Origin of the sequence: Cellulosilyticum ruminicola JCM 14822 (assembly GCF_001311925.1) — a bacterium.
Taxonomy (GTDB): domain Bacteria; phylum Bacillota; class Clostridia; order Lachnospirales; family Cellulosilyticaceae; genus Cellulosilyticum; species Cellulosilyticum ruminicola.
Window position 1 is genome coordinate 1 of the sequence record NZ_BBCG01000156.1, and the last position, 1,408, is coordinate 1,408.

General features: G+C 31.8%; 3 protein-coding genes. All 3 read left to right on the forward strand.

The genetic code is table 11. The features are described 5' to 3' along the window. Window positions 1-115 precede the first annotated feature (115 nt). The 3 genes from JCM14822_RS24300 to JCM14822_RS18575 all read left to right on the forward strand — a co-directional run bounded on the left by JCM14822_RS24300 (window position 116) and on the right by JCM14822_RS18575 (window position 1,128). Window positions 116-325 (forward strand): NUDIX domain-containing protein, encoded by a 210-nt coding sequence (locus tag JCM14822_RS24300; protein ID WP_330377697.1) that lies wholly within the window; start codon window positions 116-118, stop codon window positions 323-325. Continuing rightward, window positions 300-638 (forward strand): NUDIX hydrolase, encoded by a 339-nt coding sequence (locus tag JCM14822_RS24305; RefSeq protein ID WP_330377699.1) that lies wholly within the window; start codon window positions 300-302, stop codon window positions 636-638. Before JCM14822_RS24300 ends, JCM14822_RS24305 begins: the two co-directional genes overlap by 26 nt. Before the next feature lie 310 nt (window positions 639-948). Next, window positions 949-1,128: a zinc ribbon domain-containing protein gene (locus JCM14822_RS18575; protein ID WP_054744126.1), complete on the forward strand. Its 180-nt coding sequence runs from the start codon at window positions 949-951 to the stop codon at window positions 1,126-1,128. The last annotated feature ends 280 nt before the right edge of the window (window positions 1,129-1,408 follow it).

The following is a 1,408-nucleotide window of genomic DNA, read 5'->3' on the forward strand; positions in this document are numbered from 1 at the left end:
TTATAATAGTATTTAAGCAATGATTAAATGTAAAGATTTTAATGAAAATATAGACTCTTTGGAGAGAGTGTGCAATAATATGGCATAAAAATCAAACATTGGGGGATTCAAACAGATGAGAGAAAAGGATTGTTGTTTTACAAGAGATATTAATTGCTTTCATTATAGTGTAGGGGCTATTATTATTGAAGAGGATTGCATACTTATGGCAGGTAATGAAAAAATGGATTATTTATACTCCGTAGGTGGCGGTGTACATATGGGGGAGACGGCTGAAGAAGCAGTTGTTAGAGAAGTTTATGAAGAAACAGGTGTCCCAATATGAAGTGGACCGTTTAGTGTTTATTCATGAAAATTTCTTTGAGGGAGCTGGCACAACGAGCGGCTTAGAGTGTCATGAGATTTCATTGTATTTTTTAATGAAGTCTAGAGGCACGCAAGAAATATATAGTGACAGCTATTGCCCAGAAGGTAAAGAATTTATGAAATGGATTCCTATTAAAGACTTAGAGGGTTACAAGGCATATCCAGATTTCTTTAAGGATAGACTAAATCACTTACCTTTATGTGTGGAACATATTATTACGAGGGATATAAAGGTGCCAAAGACAAACAGCTTCCAAAGTGCTATAAGCTAATGCGCATTTGATAAGATGTTAATAAGATTAATTTAAAATGAAATAGGAATATAGGTATATTATTTTCTACTATATAATATGTATTAATATAGCTCGCAAGATAAGAGGCGGTTAGAAAGATCAACTTTTAAAAGGAAGGGGTAGATGTGTGCTACATACGGATTATGAAATGGTAGAAGGAACCCTTAACAACTTTATAAGCTGTGTGACAAACAGTAAGTAAAAGGATCATATGATAATGAGTTAGAAAGTTACAATGTGTAATCTGAATAATTTATTCATTATTAAGGTAAGATAAGGGGGCACTAGCATGGTTGAATATTGTCCAAAGTGTGGTCAAAAATTAGATGAAGAAGTTCCAGTATGTCCTAAATGTGGCGCTGTTTTAGAAGCAAACGTTAAAGCCATAAAGGTAAAAAAGATTGCTAAGATCTGTTTTGCAGTCATTGTGCTTATTTTAATTATTATTATAATTGCAAGCTGCATATAACCTTATAATAGAAATGTATGTAGAGGTGTCGTAAAAGTTTACGACACCTTTTATTTATTTGATATGAAATATAGACTTTTTGGAAAATTTATGAAATAATTAGTAAATACACTATTGAAATAGCGTATGATTTTAAGTTATTGGGGGAGGTTTATGAAAAACTTTATACAGCTTACAGAGTATACAAGAGATGAGATTCAAGAGATTTTTAAAATTGCGGATAAACTCCAACAAGGAAAGTATGCAGACTTTTTAAAAGGAAAAAGTATTATATTAACGA

Excerpts from the sequence above, each read along its gene's own strand:
- JCM14822_RS24300 (WP_330377697.1), top strand. The coding sequence starts at position 116 with ATGAGAGAAAAGGATTGTTGTTTTACAAGAGATATTAATTGCTTTCAT.
- JCM14822_RS24305 (WP_330377699.1), top strand. The coding sequence starts at position 300 with ATGAAGAAACAGGTGTCCCAATATGAAGTGGACCGTTTAGTGTTTATT.
- JCM14822_RS18575 (WP_054744126.1), top strand. The coding sequence starts at position 949 with ATGGTTGAATATTGTCCAAAGTGTGGTCAAAAATTAGATGAAGAAGTT.